The organism is Aeromonas sp. FDAARGOS 1404, from assembly GCF_019047085.1.
Classification (GTDB): domain Bacteria; phylum Pseudomonadota; class Gammaproteobacteria; order Enterobacterales; family Aeromonadaceae; genus Aeromonas; species Aeromonas veronii.
This window is the reverse complement of the sequence record NZ_CP077237.1, coordinates 3,394,532-3,418,437: the sequence shown is the minus strand read 5'-3', so window position 1 is coordinate 3,418,437 and position 23,906 is coordinate 3,394,532. Positions and strand designations below refer to the sequence as shown.

Annotated in this window: 12 protein-coding genes and 2 riboswitches; of the genes, 4 read left to right on the top strand and 8 right to left on the bottom strand. The window is 58.4% G+C overall.

The window, feature by feature from the left end:
- Nucleotides 1-78 precede the first annotated feature (78 nt).
- Nucleotides 79-3,060: a M66 family metalloprotease gene (locus tag I6L34_RS16035; protein ID WP_302054749.1), complete on the bottom strand. Its 2,982-nt coding sequence runs from the start codon at nucleotides 3,058-3,060 to the stop codon at nucleotides 79-81.
- A 73-nt stretch (nucleotides 3,061-3,133) separates the two neighbouring features.
- Nucleotides 3,134-5,746, bottom strand: a complete 2,613-nt coding sequence (locus I6L34_RS16030) for a glycosyl hydrolase family 18 protein (RefSeq protein ID WP_216954975.1) — start codon at nucleotides 5,744-5,746, stop codon at nucleotides 3,134-3,136.
- A gap of 99 nt (nucleotides 5,747-5,845) precedes the next feature.
- Nucleotides 5,846-5,933, bottom strand: a riboswitch (cyclic di-GMP riboswitch).
- A gap of 315 nt (nucleotides 5,934-6,248) precedes the next feature.
- Between I6L34_RS16030 and I6L34_RS16025 the strand changes: the two genes are divergently transcribed.
- Entirely contained in the window at nucleotides 6,249-7,484 is a 1,236-nt protein-coding gene (locus I6L34_RS16025; protein ID WP_216954974.1) for a sensor domain-containing diguanylate cyclase, read from the top strand.
- Between the two features lie 127 nt (nucleotides 7,485-7,611).
- On the opposite strand, the gene I6L34_RS16020 is transcribed toward I6L34_RS16025, so the two are convergent.
- Both I6L34_RS16020 and I6L34_RS16015 read right to left on the bottom strand, forming a co-directional pair.
- The gene (locus I6L34_RS16020; RefSeq protein WP_216954973.1) at nucleotides 7,612-10,206 is read right to left on the bottom strand and encodes a glycosyl hydrolase family 18 protein; all 2,595 of its coding nucleotides are present in this window, start codon (nucleotides 10,204-10,206) and stop codon (nucleotides 7,612-7,614) included.
- A gap of 103 nt (nucleotides 10,207-10,309) precedes the next feature.
- Nucleotides 10,310-10,397, bottom strand: a riboswitch (cyclic di-GMP riboswitch).
- 234 nt (nucleotides 10,398-10,631) lie between these two features.
- Nucleotides 10,632-14,087: a PAS domain-containing hybrid sensor histidine kinase/response regulator gene (locus I6L34_RS16015; protein ID WP_216954972.1), complete on the bottom strand. Its 3,456-nt coding sequence runs from the start codon at nucleotides 14,085-14,087 to the stop codon at nucleotides 10,632-10,634.
- A 215-nt stretch (nucleotides 14,088-14,302) separates the two neighbouring features.
- Between I6L34_RS16015 and I6L34_RS16010 the strand changes: the two genes are divergently transcribed.
- From I6L34_RS16010 to I6L34_RS16000, 3 genes are read left to right on the top strand one after another with little or no spacing between them, the layout of a single operon-like run.
- Nucleotides 14,303-14,851, top strand: coding sequence for a DUF2975 domain-containing protein (locus I6L34_RS16010; RefSeq protein WP_058059138.1), 549 nt, complete (start codon nucleotides 14,303-14,305; stop codon nucleotides 14,849-14,851).
- A gap of 7 nt (nucleotides 14,852-14,858) precedes the next feature.
- Nucleotides 14,859-15,068 carry a helix-turn-helix transcriptional regulator gene (locus tag I6L34_RS16005; RefSeq protein WP_005348179.1) on the top strand — a complete coding sequence of 70 codons (210 nt, stop codon included), beginning with the start codon at nucleotides 14,859-14,861 and terminating at the stop codon, nucleotides 15,066-15,068.
- A 7-nt stretch (nucleotides 15,069-15,075) separates the two neighbouring features.
- Entirely contained in the window at nucleotides 15,076-16,293 is a 1,218-nt protein-coding gene (locus tag I6L34_RS16000; protein ID WP_058059139.1) for a hypothetical protein, read from the top strand.
- A 77-nt stretch (nucleotides 16,294-16,370) separates the two neighbouring features.
- On the opposite strand, the gene I6L34_RS15995 is transcribed toward I6L34_RS16000, so the two are convergent.
- From I6L34_RS15995 to I6L34_RS15980, 4 genes are all read right to left on the bottom strand, one after another.
- A complete protein-coding gene (locus I6L34_RS15995) occupies nucleotides 16,371-17,525 on the bottom strand; it encodes a 3-phenylpropionate MFS transporter (protein WP_058060596.1) in 1,155 nt (384 codons plus the stop codon).
- A gap of 472 nt (nucleotides 17,526-17,997) precedes the next feature.
- The gene (locus tag I6L34_RS15990; protein ID WP_152985878.1) at nucleotides 17,998-18,858 is read right to left on the bottom strand and encodes a hypothetical protein; all 861 of its coding nucleotides are present in this window, start codon (nucleotides 18,856-18,858) and stop codon (nucleotides 17,998-18,000) included.
- Nucleotides 18,855-21,671 carry a hypothetical protein gene (locus I6L34_RS15985; protein WP_234781320.1) on the bottom strand — a complete coding sequence of 939 codons (2,817 nt, stop codon included), beginning with the start codon at nucleotides 21,669-21,671 and terminating at the stop codon, nucleotides 18,855-18,857. Before I6L34_RS15985 ends, I6L34_RS15990 begins: the two co-directional genes overlap by 4 nt.
- A gap of 34 nt (nucleotides 21,672-21,705) precedes the next feature.
- Nucleotides 21,706-23,787 carry a type VI secretion system tip protein VgrG gene (locus I6L34_RS15980; protein ID WP_216954971.1) on the bottom strand — a complete coding sequence of 694 codons (2,082 nt, stop codon included), beginning with the start codon at nucleotides 23,785-23,787 and terminating at the stop codon, nucleotides 21,706-21,708.
- Nucleotides 23,788-23,906 lie beyond the last annotated feature (119 nt).

The following is a 23,906-nucleotide window of genomic DNA, read 5'->3' as shown; positions in this document are numbered from 1 at the left end:
ATTGTTGCTCTCTATGGTTTTGTGGCAAAAGGCGGAGCCCGCCTGAACAGGCTCCGCCATCTTCATCATGGACTCAACCTAGGGGCAGCTTGCCGCCCCGACATCCAGCCAGACATCGTGCTTGCCCGGCTCGTTGCCTTGAGTCCACCACTTGGCCTTCCACTGACGGCCGTTGTGGTTGGTCAGCTCACCGCCGTTGTAGGCAACGGTAGCGCTCCAGCCCAGCTCAACCTGACTCGCCAGCGCCCACTGATCGGCGACGCGGCCCGGTTCATTGCCCAGAGTCCAATACTTGGCACGCCATACCAGCTGGTTGTGGCTCACCTTGTCGCCACCGTTGTAGACCTTGCTGGCCTGCCATGCGGGAACATTCGCCGCTTCCGGGTCGGTGGTGTTGCAAGAGCCGTCGGCCACGGGCTCCAGCGTCAGCACGACGCGCCCTTCGCTCTGATGTACCCCGTCCGAGACGCTCACACTCAGCTCATGCTGCTCGCTGGTGGTGACAACTGGCGGTAACAGACGCAGGTTGGCACTGGTCTCGCCGTCCGCCTGCCAGCCCGCCGGGAAGTGCCAGCGGTAGCTGAGCGCATCGCCCTCGGGATCCCTCGCCTCGGCAGTGATGGTCAGCCACTCACCGCCGATGCCGCCAAGCTGCGCCGGTACGGTCACCACAGGAGGCAGGTTCTCAACCACGCCCTGCTCCAGCGGCCGCCCGTTGACGGTAAAGGAGAGGGTCTGCTGCGGTGGCAACAAGCTCTGCTGTACCAGTGTCTGGCCACGGCACTGGATGGTGGCGCGACCTGGCTCGCTGGCGGTGGGCAGGTTGATGTGGAACTTGTTCATGACGCTACTGGCCGCTCTGTGATTGGCCAGCCTGAAGCGCTGCAGACCATCGCGGGTCTCCACCTGCAACTGGCAGTCATTGCCGGACAGGGTGTTGCTGTCATCCGGGTAGGTGAAACCATAGGCGCCGTGCAGAGCCGGATAGATGTAACTGCGCAGGGCTCCTTGCGGATCGTAATAGCCCACCAGGGTGGTCACCGGCACGCCGAACTGCTCGGGCTTGCGCGCAACCTTGGTATCGATGGGGGAGACCTCCACCCAGCTCAGGCCATCCGAGGTGAAGCTCTTCTTGAAGCCCCTGCTCACCAGGGTCTCCTTGCCGTTGATAAAGAGGTGGCTGTTGTAACCGGCCCCGTGATCGATGGTCAGACTGCGCCCACGGTTGTCCGCAGAGGCAATCGGCACCCGGATATCACGGGTCCAGCGACCATCCCACATGGCGACCCTGACCAAGCCGTAATCCGCCAGCAGGGCACTCAGTCCTGCCTCGCTCAGGGCATCCATGGGGGCATCGACCTTCTCGATCCCCTCGATTGTGTGCTGATAGGGCTCCATCCTGGCCGTCGCACTGTTCCACTTGCTAAAGCCGGTGGCCGAGTTGGCATCGAACACCGCCTTGCTCTCCAGAAAACGCTGGATGATGGCGGCCGAATTGGGGGTATAGAGGGTGAAACGGTTGGCGCCGGAGAGAGGGCGGCCGCCTGCCATCGCATCGTGGCCAAACTTGCGGCCATCGAACGGTGGCTGGCACTGGCCATCCAGACAGGCATCCTCATTGGTGCGGGTCGGCGAGAAGTTGGGGATGAAACGGTGTTTGTCACTGTCCCAGCCCCAGCTGGAGTTGAGCTGATCGGCACTGCGGTGAACCGAGCCACGGAAGCCATCCACATAGTGGCCAAGGCCGAAGTTATGGCCCACCTCGTGGCTGAACTCGTTGCCCAGCGAATCATCCAGCGTGACGATGCCACCACCACCGGAACCACCGTGCACCTGAACCCCATTGGCATATTTGCCGCGGCTGTTGTGCGCCGTCAGCTGGGCCACCACAAAGGGATGGCTTCCCTCCCCTTCACCGGCACTGCTGTTGATGCCGTAGTTGGCATTGTCGATACCGTGGGAGATAAGCTCCTTGCCGATGCGCTGACGCATGGTGCCGCCATGCCAGCCCCCTTCGCTTGGGTCAAAGTCGGTCAGCAATGTGCCATTGGGCAACATCACCTCAGGCAGGGAGAGCGGTGCATACTGACTGACGATCAACCGGCTGGCCGGAATGGTCTGGAAGTATTCGCGATGGGCCTCCTTGTCATTGGCAAAGGCAAAGCGATCCCGTGGCGTGGTGAGCATGCCGATGTCGATGGTGTGCAGCAGCAGCTCGCCGGGGGCGCCGACTTTGATATCACGCAGTTCACCACTGAGATTGCCCTGACGAACGGAGAGGTTCAGTCCGGGCTGGATCCACTCGGCAGGCAGCTCGCCGCTCCAGGTATCCGCTGCATAGGTGATGCGGTTGTTCTCCAGCTCCCCCTCGCGGAACCACTGCCCATTGGCAAACTTGAACTGCAGGGTCTGGCCACGGGAGACGGTCACCTGTCGCTCGCCATAGAAGGCCGTCGAGTTATAACCGGCGCTGGAGCGGATCCGCACCATCTTGCCCTCCAGCTCCGGGCTCACGGGCAGGTAGATATCCCGAACCCAGCGGCCGTCGGCGGTCTGGATCTCCACCAGCGCACGCCCGGCCAGCCGGTCCTTGAGGAAGGAGCCGCTCTTGTCGCTCAGTTTGGCCAAATCAGCACTGCTGCTGATGATGGCAGTGGTGCCGCTCTCAGGGACGAAGCTCACTCCGCCTTCGGGAACCCCCACGAGGTGGTAAACCGTCTCGGGCAGTGCTGATGGCGGCGACAAGGTCAGGGAGCCCAGCAGCTTGTCGCTGCCGTCACGGGCCTCCACCGTCATGGGGGTCACCCCGTCGGCCTGGAGTGGTTTCACCAGCAGCAGGCTCTTGCGCAGGCTGGTCAGGATGGGTTGGCGATCCCCCTCTTTGGGATGGGACGGCAGGATCTGGCTCTGGGCAAACTGCACTCTGGCAGCCAGACTGCCCGCCAGATCGCTTTGCGGTGTCGTCTCATTGAATATCAGGAGTGAGGTGGTGGCAGACAGGGGGCCAGCCGCCAGGGTTGCCATGATGAGGGCTGCGATTCTGGTCACATTTGTGGTCATTGTCGGGTTCTCGTTCATATTGCTACCGGGAATGAGGGGCATGTCGCCATGCCCCGTCATTGGTGAGGAGGCCTCAGTTACAGCTTGCTGCCCCGATATCCAGCCAGACATCGTGCTTGCCTGGTTCATTGCCTTGAGTCCACCACTTGGCCTTCCACTGACGGCCGTTGTGGTTGGTGAGATCCCCGCCGTTGTAGGCAACGGCTGCGTTCCAACCCAGATAAACCTGACTCACCAGCGCCCACTGATCGGCGGCGCGGCTCGGCTCATTACCCTGAGTCCAGTACTTGGCCTGCCATACCAGCTGGTTATGGCTCACCTTGTCACCGCCGTTGTAGACCTTGCTGGCCTGCCATGCGGGAACGTTGGCCGCTTCCGGATCTGTGGTGCTGCAAGAGCCCCCCTCACCGCCTTCGTTGACTGGCGTGACGGTGAGACGGGTGGCCGCGTTGGCATCGAGCGCGCCATCGGAGACGGTCACAGAGAGGTCATAACCGGTTTCGGTATCCACCGCCGGGCCGGTGACCACCAGGGTGGCGCTGTTCTGGCCGGTCGCCGTGATACCGGCAGGCACTTGCCACTGGTAGATCAGCTCGTCGCCATTGGGGTCGGATGCCTTGGCGGTGATGCTCACCTGCTTGCCCGCTTCCACCTTGACGCTGGCAGGCAATGTGACCACCGGAGGCAGGTTGGGCTGCGGCGCCTTGTTGGTCACCACCACCTGATCCCTGGCGGTCAGTTGATGGTCATCGGTCACCGTCAGCTCGAACACCAGATTGATGTCGGCGGACACCGCATCGAGTACAACACGGGCCTTGGCCTGGGTGGCATCTAGCAGGACAGCCTGCGGGCCGGAGACCTGCTTCCAGCTATAGGTGAGGGTGCCATTTTCCGGGTCGTGGGAGGCGGAGCCGTTCAGCGTCACCTCGGTCGGGCCGGTCACCGCCACATCGCTGCCCGCGTTGGCGACCGGCGGCTTGTTGGCTGGCGGAGTGACCCCTTCACCGTGACCGAGACCTTCATGCATGGCGTTAAGGATGTCGCCATTGTCGGCATCGATCTCCCAGGAGAAGAGGCCGCCCAGCTTGTTGGCCAGCACGTATTGTCCTTTCGCCTTGACCGAGCGCTCGTCGTCATAGGTGATCAGCTCGCCGGTGGAGGGCTTGAACAGGGTGGCCGCTTCGGCAGTCTCGTCGTAGTTGTACTCCCAGCCTGCGCCCATATGGCTGTTGACGATGTGGCGATAATCCAGCACGCCATCTTCCCAGGTGCCCTTGATCTTGCCGGTGGCGGTGCCGGTGAAGGGATCGTTGCCCTGATAGCCGCTCACCCCTTTCCAGCCGCGACCGTAGGCGGCGGCACCGATCACCAGCTTCCCGGAGTCGACCCCTTGCGCCAGCAGTTGCTGTACCGCTGCATCAGTGTTGTAGCGCTTGTTGGCCGAGCCGTTGGTGGCCTGATAGAGGTTGGCCTGATGACCCAGGGAGGTATTGCTCCAGGCACCGTTGTAGTCGTAACTCATCACGAAGAGGTGGTCCATGTACTGCTGGGCAGCCTTGTAATCCACATCCTCAATCTTGTCGTAACCGGCACCGATGGCGGAGGTGAGCTGATAGGTGCGACCGGTCTCGGCCTCCAGCTCGTCGAGCATGGCGCGCAGATCCTTCATGATCAGCACATAGGTTTCCCCATCTTTGGTCTTGTCCCCCAGATTGGGGTTGGCACCGTCGCCGCCCGGGAACTCATAGTCGATATCGACACCGTCGAAGAACTTCCAGGTCTGCAGGAACTCTTTGACCGAGGCGACGAACACATCACGCTTGGCCTTGTCATGCATGAAGAAGAAGGGGTCGGAGAGGGTCCAGCCACCGACTGAGGGGAGGATCTTCAGGTCCGGATAGGCCTGTTTGAGGGCCATCAGATTGCCGAAGTTGCCCTTGTAGGGCTCATCCCAGGCGACCAGTGACCCCTGCCCTTTTTGCAGCGCAGCCCAAGGATCGTGAATGGCGACCTGGAAATCCTTGCGCCCGGCACAGGCACGTTGCAGCGCCTGGAAGCTGCCGGCAATCTCTTTGAGGCTGTCGTTGAGGCCATCACCGCCACAGATCGGGGTGAAGCCATAGAGGATATGGGTCAGGTTCTGGGCCGGCAGCTTATCCACGCTGAAGTTGCGATCATAGACCCCCCACTCCACATAGTAGGTACCGACCACCTTGCCGGACTTGTTGACATAGGGTTTGTTATTCTCCTGCAGGGCAGGCTTGAGCGGCGCGAGGTGGCTGCCATCGGTATCGGCGACCACGATCTCCTTGGCATCAGACAGGGTGCAGCCATCGCCGTTGCACAGCGCGACCTGCATCTGATAGCGGCCCCCCTTGTGCACCTTGAAGGTGGCGGTACCCGCGGCGGAAGAGGGACCGGACCAGACTTCCTTACCATCCAGCAGCACCTTGGCACTCTGGCCGATATCGCCGTTCCAGAGATTCCAGGTGACGGTCACATCGGCGCCATCCTTCACCTTGACCAGCTCGTTATAAGCGGTCGCGGACTGGCTGACTTCGACGATGGCAAACTTGGTGGGGCCCCAACCGATAGCGGGTTTGCCGGGAGCTGCCGCATAAGCGGCGGAGGAGGCGAGCAGGGTACCGACCATCATGGCCAGCAGTGCGGGTTTTGGACTTAGCATATTGCTTTCCTTTTCGTTATTGGAAAAACGAAAGGGCAACGCAACACGACAGGTGACACAAAAACGGCCACCCCTTGGCAAAGGCAGCCTGCATTCTACTGTGGTGGCCCCGCTATCCTAGGTCGTCTTGACCCTTAGACCGGAAGCTTTGCGTCCCGACTTTTCAATCGGTTTGCCCTTGTCACAACGTTATTTCTGGCGATAAATAATCGCCGATTGACTGTAGGGTAATTCTGATAAGTAAGCAAATCGGACCATTGCCAGCCCACCAGTTACCAACCCCGACAATTACCTACTTTCAAGAAATTAATGTTTAAAAAACAGCCGGATATGCAGACATAATCTCATCACCTCCAACCAGATACCTCACACCATTTTTTTGATCTGCATCACACCAAATTTAGAAAAATCAATGAGTAAGAACAATATGCGACAAAAGACCCATCTGTATCGCAACTAATGAATTTATAATCGCCGCTTTGCATGGCCAGCAGGTGTCTTCATGCCCAGCGAATTGCCCTCACGCACCCGGTTATCCAGATACGACAAATTTGTTCGTTTGACGATTTATGCCTTGCCACTGGCCGGGATGATCTGGCTTATCAACAGCCTCAATGGCTGGCAAAGGGCGCCGCTTGCCAGCACCTTGCTAGTCCAGAGCTACCTTATCTGCACCTTCTGGCTCTATCGCCACTACCGCTACCATCTGCACCGCCAGTGGCAGCATCTGAGTGAGGCGCTCAAGATCAACGAAACCACCGCCGAGCTGGCCCGCAACTCGGCGCAATACCAGACCGAAGAGGCCTTTCTGGAGGACCTGCTCAGACGAGCCGTGATGTTGATCCCGGGGGCCGAGATGGGCTGCCTGATCAAGCTGCTGCCGAGCACAGGCATGTTGAGGTATGAAGCGGCCATCGGCATGGATCTGGTGAAACTGCGGCGGATCAATCTGCCGCTGGAGCACACCTTTCAGTACAAGCTGACTCAGGGGCGCTGCAACAAAACACTGCTGATCAACGACCTGTCGAAGATAAATGCCACCATGCCCCTGTCCGAACAGGACAGAGAGCTGCTGGTCAACTGCACCGACCTGCCCATCCAGGCCACGCTGGCGACCCCGATCCATATCGATGGTCAGCTCTACGGCATGATCAATATGGACAGCAGCAAACGTAATGCCTTTACCCGCTACGACAGCCACCTGATGGCGATCCTGGCGCGGGATATTCGCCACGCCATCACCATCTATCAGCAGTCCCGCCGCATCTATCAGCTGGCCAATACCGACCAGCTGACCGGGCTCGCCAATCGCCAGCAATTCGAACTCGCTCTGCAGGGGCAGCCGGAAGGCACCCTGCTGCTGATCGACATGGACAATCTCAAGCAACTCAATGATAGCAGTGGCCATTTGGCGGGTGATCAGGCCCTGCGCCTTATCGCAGATGGCATACGCCAGCACTTCGGTCAGGGGGTGATTGCTGCCCGCTTCGGCGGGGATGAGTTTGTGCTGCTCACCACTCTGACACCGACCGAGCTGCAACAGGCGATGGCCAGGCTGACGGCCATGCTGGCCAGCGCCTCCCCCACTATCTCGTGCAGCATGGGGATGGCCCCCTATCGCGGCGACTTTGCCGCCGCGTTTGCCAGAGCCGATGCCGACATGTACCAACACAAGCGTTACCACAAAGAGCAGCGTGCGGCACAGATGCCAGCTATCGGGGAGAGCATTAATCACTAGGCAGGAGTGAGCACTTTGCAGGGACACGAGAGAAGCTGGGGGAAACCGGTTGGCAGACCCGCCAGAATGTGGCGAAGCGGGGAGAAAAAACGGGGCATGACAGGCATGCCCCGCCACCATTCAACGCTTATTTACAACTGGCGACTCCCACATCCTGCCAGACGTCGTGTTTGCCGGGCTCATTGCCCTTGGTCCAGTACTGCGCCTTCCACTGACGGCCGTTATGGGTGGTGAGCTCGCCACCGTTGTAGGCCACATTGGCATCCCAACCCAGTTGCACCTTGCTCACCAGCAGCCACTGATCCGCGGTGCGGCTAGGCTCGTTGCCCTGGGTCCAGTACTTGGCCTGCCACACCAGCTGGTTGTGACTCACCTTGTCGCCGCTGTTATAGGTGCTGGCTGCTTTCCAGACTGGCCAGTTGGCCGCATCCGGATCGGTTGCCGTGCAACCACCGCCGCTGCTGGCCGGTTTGACCGTCAGACGAGTTGCCGCGCTGGCATCCAGCCCGCCGTCGGAGACGGTGATGCTCAGGTCATAGCCGATGTCGCTGGTGACGCTCGGGCCGGTGACCACCAGAGTGGCGCTGTTCTGACCCGTTGCGGTGATGCCTGCCGGCACACTCCACTGATAAGTCAACGGATCACCGTTCGGATCAGAGGCGGTCGCCTTGATGGTCACCTGCTTGCCCGCCTCCACAGAGGCCGTAGCAGGTACACTCACCACCGGCGCCAGATTGGCCTGCGGCGCCTTGTTGGTGACAACAACCTGATCCTTGGCACTCAACTGCTGGTCATCGGTCACTGTCAGCTCGAACACCAGATTGATGTCGGCAGTCACCGCATCGAGTACAACGCGGGCCTTGGCCTGAGTGGCATCAAGCAAGCCAGCCTGCGGCCCGGAGATCTGCTTCCAGCTGTAGCTGAGCGCGCTGTTTTCCGGATCGTGGGAGGCCGACCCATCCAGCGTCACCTCGGTCGGGCCGGTCACCTTGAGGTCACTGCCTGCATTGGCCAGCGGCGGCTTGTTGGCTGGTGGAGTCGTCCCCTCGCCGTGGCCCAGCCCCTCGTGCATGGCGTTGAGGATGTCACCGTTGTCGGCATCGATCTCCCAGGAGAAGAGGCCACCGAGCTTGTTGGCCAGCACATACTGCCCCTTGGCCTTGACCGAGCGATCGTTGTCATAGGTGATGAGATCGCCGGTCGACGCCTTGAACAGGTAGGGAGCCTCGGCCACCTCGTCGTAGCTCTTCTCCCAGCCACTGCCCATGCGGTTGTTGACGATGTCGCGGTAATCCACCACCCCGTCCTCCCAGGTGCCTTTCACCTTGCCGGTCGCCTTGCCGGTGAAGGGGTTGTTGCCCTGATAACCGCTCACGCCAGTCCAGCCACGGCCATACATGGCGGCACCAACCACCAGCTTGCCCGGCTCAACCCCCTGCGCCAGCAGCTGATTGACCGCCTTGTCGGTGGTGTACTTGGTATCGGGATCCCAGCTCGCCGCATAAAGGTTGGTCTGGTGGCCCAGCTCGGTGTTGCTCCAGGCACCGTTGTAGTCGTAGGTCATCATGAAGATGTGGTCCATGTAGGGCTGGGCCGCCTTGTAGTCCACATCCTGGATCTTGTCGCCCCCCGCCCCGATGGCCGAGGTGAGCTCATACTGGCGACCGGTCTCGGCCTCCAGCTCGTCGAGCATGGCCCGCAGCTCCTTCATCAGGGCCACATAGGTGGCACCATCACTCGGGCTGCCCAGTTTCGGGTTGGCGCCCTGTCCGCCCGGGTACTCCCAGTCGATATCCACACCGTCGAAGAACTTCCAGGTCTGCAGGAACTCTTTCACCGAGCCGACAAACACATCGCGCTTGGTTTTATCACCGAGGAAGTAGAAGGGGTCGGAGAGGGTCCAGCCGCCGACCGAGGGGAGGATCTTGAGATTCGGATAGGCCTGCTTGAGCGCCATCAGGGCGCCAAAGTTGCCCTTGTAGGGCTCGTCATGAGCAGTGAGGTTGCCTTGCGGCATCTGGATGGCGGCCCATGGATCGTGCATCGCCACCTTGAAGTCGGCGCGACCGGCACACGCCCGCTGCAGCGCCTGGAAGCTCCCTTCGATCTCCTTGAGGCTGTCGTTGAGGCCATCCCCGCCGCAGATGGGGGTGAAACCATAGAGGATATGGGTCAGGTTCTGGGCCGGGATCTTGTCCACCGTAAACTTGCGGCCATAGACTCCCCACTCCACATAGTAAGTCCCCACCACCTTGCCGGACTTGTTGGCGTAGGGCTTGTTGTTCTCCTGCAGCGGCGCCTTGAGTGGCGCCAGATGGCTGCCGTCGGTATCGGCAACCACGATCTCCTTGGCATCAGAGAGGGTACAGCCATCGGCGTTGCACAGCGCCACCTGCATCTGGTAGCGCCCCCCTTTCTTCACCTTGAATTTGGCGCTGCCCGCTGCGGCCGAGGGGCCGGACCACACCTCCTGACCATTTAGCAGTACCTTGGCACTCTGGCCCAGATCGCCGCTCCAGAGGTTCCAGTTCACCTCCACATCGGCGGCATCCTTTACCCTGACCAGATTGTTGTAGGCAGTGGCCGCCTGATCGACTTCAACGATGGAAAACTTGGTGGGACCCCATCCGATGGTGGGCTTGCCGGGCGCCGCAGCATAAGCGGACGAGGCGCAGCACAGACCGACCGCAAGGGCCAGCATGGTAGGCTTTGGACTTAGCATTTTTTATATTTCCCTATTTCGTTATGTTGGCAACGAAAAGGGCTACGCCCTGACAGGTAACGCAGACGGCAGTGCGGCCTCTTGGCAAAGGTGCACAACAACCTGTGGTGGCCCCGCTATCTCAAGTACGGCTCATCCCTGGACCGGAAGCTTTGCGTCCCGATCTTGCGATCGGTTTGCCCTTCGGTTACTTCATTTGCGATGCAAAAAATCGCATCCCGACTATAGAGTGAGCCAATCCGGTCTGCCACTGTCGGCGTTCACCGACAGTGGCAAGCCAATACTGTAACTGGCGGCGATTGCGCAGGAAGATGAAGAGATCTTCGCCAATAAACCTCTGTTTTCGGCATTCATCCATGACCACGGGCCACAGGATCATTGTACGGTTTTGTGAGCAGGTTCACGGCTAGCCGCCCCGGATGTGGCTAGCGCAGCAGCAGACTGTTCATCAGGGCCCGCAGTTTGAGTGGTTTGACCGGTTTGCTGATGTAGCCATACCCCCGCTCGCGGATCTGCGCCTGCAGCTCGCTCTTGCGATCGGCACTGATGATGATGCCTCCCAGCTCGTCGCCACACACTCGCTGGAGGGCAGCGAGCGCCTCCAATCCGGTCTTACCATCGTCGAGGTGGTAGTCAGAGAGCACCAGTCTTGGCACAAACCCGTCTGCCACCAGCGCCTCGGCTTCGGCCAGATCGACGGCGCAGCGCACCTCACAGCCCCAACGGCCGAGCAGTGTGCTCATGGCGGTCAGAATGTCCCGCTCGTTGTCGATACAGAGCACGGCTACCCCCTCCAGCTGGCTGTCGTGCACCACCGGCGCCGCCAGCTGATGGGCCGTGACCGGCCGGGTCGCCAGATTGAGGGTCACCGCAAAGACCGACCCCTTGCCCGGCCAGCTTTGCAATGTGAGCTGATGACCGAGCACCTGCGAGATGCCGCGGGCGATGGCAAGCCCCAGACCCAGCCCCTGCTCCTTGGCGGTGCGGGAGTGATCGAGGCGGGAGAACTCGTCGAAGATCGCCTCCTGCTTGTCCTGCGGGATGCCGGGGCCGTTGTCCCACACCTCGATGCGGACCTTCTCCCCCATCCGGCGGCAACCGAGCAGCACCCGGCCCCCCGGGTTGTAGCGAAACGCATTGGTGAGGAAGTTCTGCAGCACCCGACGCAGCAGCCGCACATCGCTGTGTACCGCGTGCTTGCTCTCCACCACCGAGAAATGGATCCCCCCTGCCTGTGCCAGTACGCCAAACTCCGCCTTGAGGTTGTCGAGCAGATCGCGCAGAGCAAAGTCGAGCTTCTTGGCCTTGAACTTGCCCGCTTCGAGCCGCGAGATATCGAGCAGATCGGTGATGAGATCCTCGGTCGCCCCCAGCGCATCGTCGATATGGCGGGCGATGCGGGCCTGCTCGCCAGCATCGGGCAACATCTCCAGCAGGGAGGAGGTAAACAGCTTGGCGGCATTGAGGGGCTGGGTCAGATCGTGGCTGACCGCCGCCAGAAAACGGCTCTTGGATTGATTGGCCCGCTCCACCTGCTGGTTCACCAGCAATAGTTGGCGGTTGAGTTCGGAGAGCTCACGGGTGCGCTCGGCCACCCGTGCCTCCAGATGTTCGTTCGCTTCGCGCAGCACCCGCTCCGCATCGCGAAACGGCGTGATGTCGGTAAAGGTCATAACGAAACCGCCGGCGGGCATGGGGTTGCCCTGCATCTCGATCACCCGCCCATCCGGGCGCTCCCGCGCCGAGATATGGGCGCTGCCCCGCTTCATAAAGGCGACCCGCCGCGCCACGTGATCCTCGATATCGCCGGGGCCACAGAGCCCCTGCTGGGCGTTGTAGCGGATGATCTCTTCAATGGGGCGCCCTGCCTGAATAAGCCCCGGCGGATAGTGGAACAGCTCGATGTAACGGCGGTTCCAGGCCACCAGCCGAAGCTCCCTGTCCACCACCGAGATCCCCTGTCCGATATGCTCGATCGCCCCCTGCAGCAGGCCGCGGTTGAAGCGAAACACGTCGGAGGCCTCATCGACTATGGTGGCGATCTCCTCGAGCTGCATGTTGCGCCCCTGCAGGGCCGAGGCGAGCACCAACCGCGCCGACGAGGTACCAAACACCCCCGCCAGCAGCCGCTCGGTGTGGGCAATCAGCTCGGCCGAGGCCTGCATCTGGGGCGCCAGGGTGCCGCCCCGCTCGCCGGCGAAGCGACCAAAGGCGCGTTTGACCCGGCTTGAACCGACAAAGCGGGCCGCCAGCATCTCCAGCTCCTTGACCGAGACCCGCGCCTGATAGAGGGCGGCGGTATCGCGGCTCGGCTTGCCGACAAAGTTGGCCGCCTGCAACCGCTCGCTCACCGCAGGGCGCGACAGCAGCGAGCCTGCCACATAGCCGAGCAGGTTGAAGAGCAGGCTCAGGAAGATGCACCAGGCCCCGAGACTCAGCTCGCGAAACGCGGGCCAGTCCGGCGGCGCCAGCAGCTCGGCCAGCGGTGAACCGGCCAGCAGCCCGCTCTCCACCAGCAGGGTGACGAACCAGAGGCTCACCCCGAGGCTCAACCCAAGATAGACCCCCTTGCGATTGCCGTGACGCCAGTAGAGGCCGAGCAGCAGGGCTGGTGCAAACTGGGCCACCGCGCCAAAGGAGAGGTAACCGATGCGCGACAAGCTGGTGAGATCGCCGAGCCAAAGGTAGAGCCCCCAGGCCGCCAGCAAGATCAGCAGGATGGCGCCACGGCGCACCTGCAACAGCAGCCGTACCAGCCGCTCGTCGCGCCCCTGCCGCCAGAAGCGGCGCAGCAGCACCGGCAGCACCAGATCGTTGCTCACCATGATCGCCAGCGCGATGGTGCAGACGATCACCATGCCGGTGGCCGCCGAGGTACCGCCGAGAAACGCCAGCATTGCCATGCCATCGAAACCGAGGGCCATCGGCAAACTGATCACATAGGTGTCGGAGGCCATGTCAGCACCGACCCACTGCTTGCCCGCCAGTGCCAGCGGCCAGATAAAGAGCCCCATCACGAACAGGTAGAGCGGGAAGATCCAGCGCGCCCAGTGCAGGTCCTGCCCCTGATTGTTCTCCACCACAGTCACATGAAACTGGCGCGGCAGGCAGATAACGGCGCACATCGCCAGCACCGTATAGATGGCAAGCTCCAGCAGGTTGCCGGGGCTCACCGCCACCACCTGCGCAAAAAAGTCGCGGGTCACCTGTTCGTGAGCCTCGCCCGGTTTGCTCAGGATCAGCCAGAGGGCGAAGCCCCCCACTGCGATAAAGGCCAGCAATTTGACCACCGACTCGAATGCGATGGCCACCACCATCCCCCTGTGGTGCTCGGTGGCATCGAGATGGCGGGTGCCGAACAGGATGCTGAACAGCGCCAGCAGCAGGGTGACCCCGAGCGCCAGCTCGCTGGTATTGCTGGTCGGGCTGATGCCGCCACTGTTGACCATCAGCAGATCCAGCCCGGTGACGATGGCTTTAAGCTGCAATACCAGATAGGGGAGGATCCCCATGATGGCGATGAGGGCGATCACCATGGCGAGCCGCTGGGATTTGCCGTAACGGGCGGCGATAAAGTCAGCGATGGAGGTGATGTGCTCGCGCTTGGCCACCAGAATAAGGCGGGCCAGCAGCCGCCAGCCAAACAGAAAGACCAGCATGGGGCCAAGGTAGATGGGCACCGGCGACCAGGGGGATTCGCTCGCCTGCCCCACGGTGCCGAAGAAGGTCCAGGAGGTGCAGTATACCGCCAGCGACAGGCTGTAGAGCAGCGGTTGCCCCTTGAGACGGTGCCGTTTGTGCTTGTCTGCCACGAAGGCGATCAGAAACAGCAGCCCCAGATAGGTGAGCGACAATCCGATCAGCAGCCATCCCTGGTGCATCGATAACTCCTTGTCCATGTTGATTTTTTGTATACAACCTAGCCAGTCTAGAGAGGCTGCAGCCAAAAGTCATCCCCTTCGGACAGATTGAAATTATCGTTTTTCAATAAGTTTTATCTTGACTGTATATCGCAAAACAATAAACATTGCCGATGTAAATTTTGATAAACGATAAACTTTACCTTTCAGATAAAACCATCACAGTGAGGAATGAGATGATCTCCAACAAACTCGAACACTCGAGCATGCTGATCGAATGGCTGCTGCTGCTGGCACTGCTGGCGACCCCTTTGATCACCTTGCTGGAGGTGTGGACCCCCTTCGGTGGTGCCGATTTTCTGCAGGAAAAGCTCAACACCATCTTGAGCCGCCCCGGCATCAATCCTGCCGACTATCCCCTTCACTTCTCCACCCGGCTGCTCGGCACCCTGGTGCAGCTGTTGCCGGATCTGGTCTTTATGATGATGCTCTGGCAACTGCGTCAGCTGTTTCGCGGCTACCGCGCCGGTCTGCTCTTCACCTTCGAGCAGATCCGCCGCTATCGGCAGATCGGACTGCTGCTCTGTACAACCTTCCTGGTCGAATTGATCCTGACCCCCTTGCTGGATACGGTGCTCACCATGAGAGGCCCGGAAGTACTCGGTACCATAGCGCTGAGTACCTCCGATTTTCGGGTACTGCTGGCGGGACTGATCGTACTGGCGCTGGCACTGGTCATGCGCGAGGCAAAACTGCTGGCCGATGAACAGCAACTGACGGTGTGAGGATCCTATGCCCATTATCATCCGACTCGATGCCCTGCTGGCCGAGCGTAAAATGACCGCCCGCGAGCTGGCCCAGCGCATCGACATCACCGAGGCCAACCTCTCGATCCTCAAGAATGGCCACGCCAAGGCGGTGCGCTTCTCCACTCTGGAGGCCATCTGCCGTGAACTCAATTGCCAGCCCGGCGATCTGCTGGGCTACGAGCAGGAGCGCTAACCCCCTTATGAGTCGTCATATCACCCTGTTTGCCCTGTGGCTGCTGCCGCTGTGGGCCTGCGCTGGCAATGACGCGAGCGGCCCCCGCTATCTTATCGAGCAGGGCGCCAGCGCCAATGTGCTGCAAGTGCGCCTCACCATGCAGGGCAAGCCCCCTTTTACCCTGCTCCCCGCTCGTCAGTTGCCGGGCAGTGCCACGCCGGTTTCCCCCGCGCTGGTCTGCCTTGCAAACAACCAGCCGGTTGCCCTCAACCAGCCCTTCTCTTGCAAAGAGGTTGGCTGGCAGATCACGCTCACACCGGCTCCGGCAGAGGGTGCTGATGCCTCGGCCCAACAATCGCTTTTGTTCGCACCCAATCAGTGGCTATTGACCGAATGGGGCAATCTGGTGCGCCAACGTGGGAGCCGCCAAGGGGAGATCTGTCTGCCGGATGGCAGCTGCCAACCGCTGCCGGATGTCAACCAGCCGCCGCTGATCCTGCCGTTTGGTATGGACACTGTGCCCGTCACCAAGCCGGATCCGCGGCTGGTGCTGAGCCATGACGAGACCGCCAATCAGCTCGATCTGCCGGCCTTGCAGCAGCAACTGAATGAGATCATCGACTATCTGGCCTTCCAGCTCGATGTGGATCCGCCCGCTCATCCATGGCAACTGGTGTGGCTGGGGCGGGATGTGGCGACCCGCTCCCTCGGCGGCGCCGCCGGAAATCAGGTGTTTGTCGCCAACTACCCCACCGAGGCTGGCAAGCCGACGCCACAGGCCCCCTTGCGCCTGCTGCGCACCTCGGCCCACGAGGCGGTGCATATCCTCAGCGCTCGCCACTCTGCTCCACAACCCACCTGGGTCAACGAGAGCCTCGCCGAGTACCTCGCCATCAAGGCGCTACGCCGCTTTCGGCTGCATCAGGTCACGGCGGTCAACGAGCTGGCCGAGCGGGGCAAACAGCTGCCCCATAGCGAGAGTGGTCTCTATCGGGCGGCTCGCGAGGTGCTGGCGGGCGATCGCTCCTACTACCCGCTCTTTTACGTCAAGGGGAGCGCCTTCTGGGAAGCGCTGGAGCGGGAGCTGCAGCACAATGACGTGACGCTGGCGCAACTGCTGCCCCAACTGGGCTGGCTGCCGGATGGCCGCTTTGATGCCGCCTCCAATGAACTGCTTGCTGGCACCATCGGCTCGGACACCTGGCGCCGCCTCAGCCGCCTCTATCTGGGCGAGCAGCAGTAACGCCGCAAACCGCAGCAACGAAAAAGGGAGAGCCGTGGCTCTCCCTTTTGTTAGGTGATGATTCAAATAGACAAATATCAGGCTGGAACACTCTCCTGCGCAGACGGCGCAAAGGGGCGCAGCCGCAGGAAGAAGACCGGCAAGACCACCAGCACCATCAAGAAGAAGATGCCGCCGCCGAGAGGCTCGAACAGCACACCGCAAAGTGCCATCAGGGCCGCCACCGTCATGCCGAGGCCAAGGGCCGCATAGAGCGCCTGGGTCGGGATCAACTGCTCGGCCGGTAGCTGGCGGGTCATGAAGCGCACCGCCCCCAGATGACTCATGCCAAACGTCACCGAGTGGAGCAGCTGCCCCAGCACCAGCACCCACAACTCGGTCGAGGCACCCAGCAATACCCAACGCACCACACAACCGATGGCACCGGCGATAAAGAGACTCTGGGCGCCAAAGCGCTGCAAGAAACGCTTGTCGGCGGCAAACATGCAGATCTCCGCCACCACCCCGAGCGCCCAGAGATAGCCGATGATGGTGCCGCTATACCCTTGCGCCTTCCAGTAGATGGCGCTGAAACCGTAATAGGCGGCGTGGCTCCCCTGCAGCAGAGCGGTCAGCAGCAGGAAACGGCGCACCGGTGCGCTGCGCAGGGTTGCCAGCAAGGACGCCTTGGCGCGCTCGCCCTGACTATCCTGTGGCGCCGGATAGAGCGGCAGCCAGCTGAGCAGCAGCATCAGCACCAGCCCCGCCACCATGGTGTGCAAAATCCAGTCACTACCGAAGTTGCCCACCAACGCCCCCACCAAGGTCGAGGCGACAATAAAGGCAAAGGAGCCGCACAGCCGCACCTTGCCGTAATCGAGGTGCGCCTGCACCACCATGCGGGTCGCCAGCGCCTCCCCCACTGGCATCAGGGTCGGATAGATAAAGTTCGCCAGCAGGGTCAAGCTCACCAGCCACCAGAGGTTATGACTGAGGTAGAAACCGAGAAAGGCCAGCAAACTGAGCAGGGAGAGCAACCGGGTAACCGGCAACAGATGGCCCGCCCCCTTGATCTGCCCCATCACCATCAGGTTGCCGGCAAAGCGGATCGCCATCCCCGCCCCCAGCAGCAGACCAATCATCTCGGCGCTGACGCCCACCCCCTCCAGCCAGAGCGACCAGAACGGCAAGTAAGCGCCGTAGACAAAATAGAAGGCGCCGAAAAAGAGCGCTAACCAGGAAAACGCGGGCATAGATCCTCTGCAACCGGATGACGGGAGCAGAATGATAACCCATCCTCCCCCGCAGATCCCGATGGAAACCCTGCGCAGAAAACGAAAAAACTTCAATAAAATTGAACTATTACCGAAGAGGTGGGGTCTACCTGGTAACACCTCCTCCTGGTTAGTGTTGCAATCCTTCCACCCGCCCACGGCGGGTTTCTTTTTTGTCCCCTAATCACTTTTCTTCATCATCAGGATCTGCATCTCGCATTCAAACTTAAATCCATCTTCACAACGAAAAATCATCTGGATACAGCACATCTTCGAGCTATCCTGCACCAAAACTATTTGTAGCGATAAAAAAACACCGACGTTAAGCCGGTGTCAGGTGATATCTAGACCTATATAAATGTGGGGGCGACCACCATTAGCTATCCACAAGGCAGATGTACTGTATTTATTTTGAATGGTACACCTCTGAATGAAAGCATAATTGAATTACTCAGTTCAAGTTTACAGCTTTAATCCAAGCAATCAGCGTGTTATTTTTTTTATTAATGTAACCAATATTAACCCATCGACCATCAGTGCTTGTTTGGATAATTCTAACTTTATCACCGGCAATGAGGTATGCTTTAGACTGACTATTATCATGAGGTTTACTAAATAGCATTGATTTATTTTTCACTTCTTTCTCAGAAAGAGACAATAAGTAATCAAGCATGTTATCATTTATACTGGATGAGTATTCCTTATTAGCTTTAAGCAAAAACTGATATGCATTTACATTAGTTTTATTAAGCGGTTCGCAACGCAACATGTTTTCTAATGAGGATTTATTGGCAATCACCTGCTGGGTGCTTTTTATATTTATTGATGGACGCATTGCTTTAAAATCAAATACATCACCATCTTTATCTTCTGAACTGGCCAATACGTCTTTGTTTTTTAACCAATCATAACCACATGCTTCACCATCCCAGTCACTAACAATACAACCATTACGCATATCAATTACGCTACAGTAAGCCCTATCAACATATTTTTCAGTTCCATCCCCCAAGCTTACCCTTTCACCTGAAACACTATAAAATAATATATAACTTCCTGTTGGAGATTTTTTTGAAATACTTCCAGCATCATTTTCCAAATAATATCTATCTTGTAAAGATAGATCTACCTTCTTACTCCCAGATATATAATAAAGTTTACTCCAAGCATTTGCATCAATATTTTCGCCAGTTAGTTTGCCGGAAAAAAATAATGAACCGCCATCATTTGAATTAATGGAAACATCAGCAAGAGCTGTAACTGAAGTTACCAGAAAAGGTGTAACAAAAATTACTGCCATGCTTTTTATCATTGTAACTTACTCCTTAGAGAATTATACCTACTGATTGAGTCAGTCATGCTTCTTGTCATTTTATATTCCTCAAGAAGTTTTTTCTCATATATTTCATGTGACCCAGCCCAATCGTGAGGATTTAAACTAACATTTGGGTTTTTAGTGTGAAAATTACTGATGGCCATTTTGAAGTTGTCTTTAACATAACCAGGCCTATTTACCGAGTGATCCAACACTACTGCTCGACCAAAATTGCTTTTAATATAGTCCTTTATTCTGATATCGCCAGAAGAAACAACATGACTTTCAGCACTATGAAGACGCTCAATAAAATCTAGCACCTGAATATCTAAAAACTCTGGCAAGGATATCACTTTCAATAAACCAGCGAGAGGTTTGCTATTTATAACACTATTAAATGTACTTTCATCACAACCTTTTCGAAGTAGATTTTTCAAATCTCTCCCCGTAACCTTACCCCCGCCGGTCAACAAATCATCAACATAATACGTGATTGCGGATGAGCCAGTCCCTTCAACTATCCAACCGCAGTTGGACATATGATTGGCATACAAGTCAGGATATTTATCTCTAAATTTTGCTAGTTGAATTGAAAGCTCCCCTTTCCCCTCAAGGCCAACGCCATCCTTAAATGTTTTCTGCATAGCGCCTGCAGTAACAACTTCACTATCATATGACTGTATCGCGTCCATTTTTCCTTCATTGTCTGACATGGCGATCAAGATAACTTTCTCATTTTCAGTGATTTTTCCAGTAGCTAAGAGATTGCTCCATCCTGAATACGATGCCAGTGTTATCGTCCCCCAATAGACAGGACCATACTTACTTCCATATCTAGTGACCTTGAACTTATCAGCATAAAGCCTTTCACAATCACAGGATCTTGATGTCTTTCTTTCTCCCACTAATGCCATCATCCCCGCAGGATGAATAAACCAGGGTTGGGTATCACCCAATATCGCGCTGGCATCTTCCATCCACGCCATATTGTTGTGTACCTGCATCGCATACTCATAGAGCTTCGGCTGCTCGGCTAACTCCTGCTTTAGACGCGGCCAATCGCCAGGCTTTACCCATTCGCTTTTGTGCTTGATAAACAACATGCGCAACTTGCCCGCCAACTCCTCATCGGCCAGCGCGGCCTTGATGTCATTGCCGCTCAGGGTGCCATCGTTGTCTCCGTCTGTCACCAGCTTGTCATAGAGGGTACTAAAAAATTTGCTCGCCTCTTTCTGCTGCGGCTCTTCACTCTCGGTATCAGCCTTGTCCAAAAATCCATCGTCATCGCTGCTGCCATCGACCAGCTTGACGCCCAGCTTGTGCCAGTCGTGCTGACTGATCACTTCGACATCACCGCCCTGCAATACGAACTCGCCAGCCAACTCCCCGTCCGCAGCAGTCCGCTCACGTACCTTCACAAAGTTGTTGGCACCGTGAGTGACAATATCAGACTCTTTCACCGCCAACGGTAAGACCAGCGGCCCAAAATTGGCAACCTCGTGAAAACCATGCTTGCTATCGCTGGTGAGACGATAGGTAGTGACCTTTTTCTTTACCAGCAGGTAGCCCTGGCCACCGGTTACTCGCGCCTTGTTATTGATGCAATCTTCAAGCACCTGTTTGTCGCTCTCTGCCACAAACACCTCAAAGTGCACGGCTTTGCTGTCTGCGTCTTTCTCGAAACCGCTGGCTCCGGCAGTGGCTAGCTCATGCTCACCCCAATGACCGATGATCTCTCCGGCCTGCACCGGTATCGGGTTTGCGCTGCGGTCAACGACCGCATCGTCTTTGAATTCGACAGGGATACTCGGTTCTGCGGTCAGTCCGGCCCCCATCTTGCTTTTTGCCAGCCAGCCAACGGCACCTTTGCTGGCATTGGTCATCACCTGATTGGCACTGTCTTTGACAGTGCCGCTGCCCACCTTGAAAACCTGTACTTTACGAAACTCAGTCGTGCCGCCATTGATGCTTATCATTTGTGCCGGCTCACCAGATATCACGACCTCACTACCTGCAGGCAAGCCCAAGCTCTCAGCTGTGGTGTCAGCGCTTTTACGTAGCCATGTATTACCTGGGACCTTATGGCGAGCCGGTTTGCCTTCTGGTGGTGTCATCCACTTCAGCTTTTGTGGAAATTCCTGCTGTAATTGGCTTGCCGCAATATGGAACAGGCTGTCCGGGTCATCAACGTAGTGCACCAGATAGTAATCGTGGGGCTCATCGTTGTGGTTAAGCAGGCTCTTCACTTCCTGGCCGACCAACTTCACTTCGGCCCCCCTTTTCGCATAGACAGGTTTATCGCCAGACAGCCGACGAATCAGCTTGGGAGGTGTTCCCTCTACCACAGGTTTATAGGTGGACACACCTGTCCCCTTGACCGTTACTCGCGCAGCCTCGGGACTGTTGTAGCTGTTCTCACAGGCGATGTGCATGTAGAGGCTGTAGAAGGTCAGCTGATTCTTGCTCTGCTCACCGGCTTCGTAGCGATGACGTACCAGACAAAACGAAGGGGAGGTATACAAGTCAATCTTTCCCTCTGGTTTGCCCTTTTCGGAGCTACGGGTCGCCTTGGCTGGTTTAGTCGCCAGTCGGTAGGCCACAATCTCCCCGTCAGCAATCGCGCGCACTGCGCCGCTCGGGTGCCAGCCTCCGCTTTTACTGAAGTGGATACCACCGTGCCAGATACGGTTGCGGCCTATCGGGAAGGTACCGCTCTTGAGGCCGTTGATCTTCTTGATAAACTCATCGAGAGATGCAATCTCGCTGGAGCCGTTCTCACCCGCCAGTTGCATGGGATAGACGATTTTCATCTTTGTCATTCAATCCTAAGTTGTTCGTCGAACATCAAGCGGAGGGCTGATAATCGCTATCGGGCTCCAGCACCTTGAGCAACGCCTCCATCGCCTTCTCGGTGGCAATCGCCTTGACCAGTTCAACCAGTTCTGGGGCTTTGACCACCTCAACCCCTTTGGGAGTAACGGGAGCCTGACCAGCCCAGCCAGAGCCTGATCCCGGGCTGCCGCCGGCATTGAGCTTGATGGCGGGGCCGACCAGCTTGATGCCACTCGGGTCAACTTTCACAAAACTACCGTCGCCCTTGAGAGTGATCTCGGAGCCCGCCTCCAGCACCAGCTTGTCACCCACCTTGATATGCACCTCTTCACCCGCTTCCACCAAGAGAGATTGGCCTAGCTTCTGATGCAGGGAGGTATCAACTGTCAGCGAATAGTCCGCCTTGATATGGTCGCGTTTTTCACCCTCAACTGTCAGGTGGTCATTACCGAGGCTGGGCGGAGCGCCATCCTTGCCCGGCATCTTTCTGATGCGGGTGACCCGCTCATTGTCGATATCGGTGTGCTGGTCGTGCTTGATATGCCACGCCGCATCGTTTTCAATCAGCACATTCAGGTCTTTCTGACCGTGGATATAAATCTCTTCCTGCCCCGCCTGGTCTTCAAAACGCAGCTCGTTGAAACCCTCGCCCTGGTGAGTTTCGGTGCGCAGCACGGTGCGGGTCTTGTTGGCGGGCAGCTCATACGGCGGCCGATTGGTGGCGTGGTAGGTGCGACCCGTCACGATAGGCTGGTCGGGGTCACCTTCGAGGAATGAGACGATAACCTCGTGGCCGATGCGCGGAATCGCCATCATGCCGTACTGGCCACCGGCCCAGCCCTGACTCACCCGCACCCAGCAGGAGCTCTGGTCGTTGGAGCTGCCATATCTGTCCCACGGGAACTGCAGCTTCACCCTGCCATGTTCGTCGCAGTAAATCTCCTCCCCCTCGGGGCCGACCACTATCGCGATTTGCGGGCCGTCCACCATCGGCTTGTGAGGTGCTTCGGGGCTGCCGATACGGGCGCGCCAGGTGGTACTCGCCTTCACTACGCCAAATTCGTTGTGGTAGACGGTCGGGCCGCTGCCGCCTTCTTCTTCCAAGGCTTGTGGCTGCTCACCGGTGTGGCGGATATGAACGATTTGCCAGTCAGTGTTGAGGCTACCATTGGGATGTTCGGTCAATGAAAAGTGCTGGCCCGGCAACAAGGCGGCACTGTTGGACTTGCCACTGCCCGCCACCGCGTCATTGCGCAGGGCATCGAGCCGATGCTGGACAAACGCCTTGCCGCTCGGGTCCTGCTTGTAGCGACCCGGATAGTCGAAGTGCTGGTAGGTATCCCGTTGGTGCTCGAGCTCTGCACCCTGCTTTTTGTGGGAGAGGCCATAAGCTGGCGTCTTGAAGCTGTAATCTTTCAGCTCCACATCCGAGGGGCGCACCGCCTCGCGGTAGTGGAACTGGCGCACATAGGGACCTTGTTCCAGCGAGCGGTTGCCGAGGTTGAAAAATAGCTCGGGGCCCGCGGTCAGGGCTGCCGCATCGTCAGCAAAGACGATGCGGTGCTTGCCTGCTTCAAACTCGTGGAAGTAGAACAAGCCCTCTTCGGCGGCCAAGCGGTTCACAAAGTCGAGGTCAGTCTCCCGATACTGCACGCAGTATTCCCGCTGGGCGTGCTCATTCTTGAGCGCAAAGGCGTAATCGGTGATGCCGTGCTCTTGCAGCAGGATACTGAGGATTTCATCGGGCTTTTGCGCCTGAAAGATGCGGGAGTTCTGGCGCAGCCCCAGCCGCCACAGCGCCGGTTTGACTTGCAACTGATAGCGGGTACGGCGAAAACCGCTGTCTCCTTGGGCAAACTCGCTCACAACCCCGCAGACCCGGCGTTGCAGCTCGCCGTTGTACCACACAATCAGCTCGCATGGCTGGTCCAGCACGGCGCCAAAGTCGACATCAGGCTGGCTACTCGCCACCTCCAGCTGCAGGTTGAACGGCCGGTTCAACCCCTCATCCAGCTGGAAACTGGCCACCACGAAGGTGCTCTCGGGCAACGCCCCCACCTTGACGGTAAATTGCAATCCGGTTTGATTAGCCATGGCTTTCCCCTCTTGTCACGGCCAAGCAGTGCCTGAGCCCTTGCCAACTCTCGCGCCCATACAATCCCTCACCGCGCAGCCACGCTACCGCCCTCTCCGGTGCCGCAAGGGCCACCAAA

Excerpts from the sequence above, each read along its gene's own strand:
- I6L34_RS16035 (WP_302054749.1), bottom strand. The coding sequence starts at position 3,060 with ATGACCACAAATGTGACCAGAATCGCAGCCCTCATCATGGCAACCCTG.
- I6L34_RS16000 (WP_058059139.1), top strand. The coding sequence starts at position 15,076 with ATGAGTCGTCATATCACCCTGTTTGCCCTGTGGCTGCTGCCGCTGTGG.
- I6L34_RS16015 (WP_216954972.1), bottom strand. The coding sequence starts at position 14,087 with ATGCACCAGGGATGGCTGCTGATCGGATTGTCGCTCACCTATCTGGGG.
- I6L34_RS15985 (WP_234781320.1), bottom strand. The coding sequence starts at position 21,671 with ATGAAAATCGTCTATCCCATGCAACTGGCGGGTGAGAACGGCTCCAGC.
- I6L34_RS15990 (WP_152985878.1), bottom strand. The coding sequence starts at position 18,858 with ATGATAAAAAGCATGGCAGTAATTTTTGTTACACCTTTTCTGGTAACT.
- I6L34_RS15980 (WP_216954971.1), bottom strand. The coding sequence starts at position 23,787 with ATGGCTAATCAAACCGGATTGCAATTTACCGTCAAGGTGGGGGCGTTG.
- I6L34_RS15995 (WP_058060596.1), bottom strand. The coding sequence starts at position 17,525 with ATGCCCGCGTTTTCCTGGTTAGCGCTCTTTTTCGGCGCCTTCTATTTT.
- I6L34_RS16020 (WP_216954973.1), bottom strand. The coding sequence starts at position 10,206 with ATGCTAAGTCCAAAGCCTACCATGCTGGCCCTTGCGGTCGGTCTGTGC.
- I6L34_RS16005 (WP_005348179.1), top strand. The coding sequence starts at position 14,859 with ATGCCCATTATCATCCGACTCGATGCCCTGCTGGCCGAGCGTAAAATG.
- I6L34_RS16025 (WP_216954974.1), top strand. The coding sequence starts at position 6,249 with ATGCCCAGCGAATTGCCCTCACGCACCCGGTTATCCAGATACGACAAA.
- I6L34_RS16010 (WP_058059138.1), top strand. The coding sequence starts at position 14,303 with ATGATCTCCAACAAACTCGAACACTCGAGCATGCTGATCGAATGGCTG.
- I6L34_RS16030 (WP_216954975.1), bottom strand. The coding sequence starts at position 5,746 with ATGCTAAGTCCAAAACCCGCACTGCTGGCCATGATGGTCGGTACCCTG.